This window comes from Streptomyces sp. URMC 126 (genome assembly GCF_051386555.1).
In the GTDB taxonomy this organism is placed as follows: domain Bacteria; phylum Actinomycetota; class Actinomycetes; order Streptomycetales; family Streptomycetaceae; genus Streptomyces.
The window spans coordinates 1-235 of record NZ_JBPQTX010001370.1; the positions used below are offsets into that span (position 1 = coordinate 1).

At 63.4% G+C, this 235-nt stretch carries 1 protein-coding gene; it reads left to right on the forward strand.

Annotated features, from left to right (window positions below):
- Window positions 1-35 precede the first annotated feature (35 nt).
- Window positions 36-235: TadE family protein (locus tag ACSNOK_RS36310; RefSeq protein ID WP_436784908.1), on the forward strand; the 200-nt coding region annotated here is incomplete at its 3' end.

The window sequence follows — 235 nt, forward strand, 5'->3', positions numbered from 1 at the left end:
GCCTATATCAGGTCGAAGATGCCTCACTGACGACGATGCGTAGCAGGTTCACAACTGATCAGCGTGGCGGTGGTAGCGCGTCGGTGGGGATGCTCCTGCTGATGCCTGCGATCATGCTGCTGGCATTCGGTGGGATCGAGGTCGGGATGTGGTGTCACGCCCATCAGTCGACCATCGCGGCAGCCCAAAGCGCCGCGGAGGCTCAGCGTGTCGTCCATCCAGCTCCGGGGTCGGC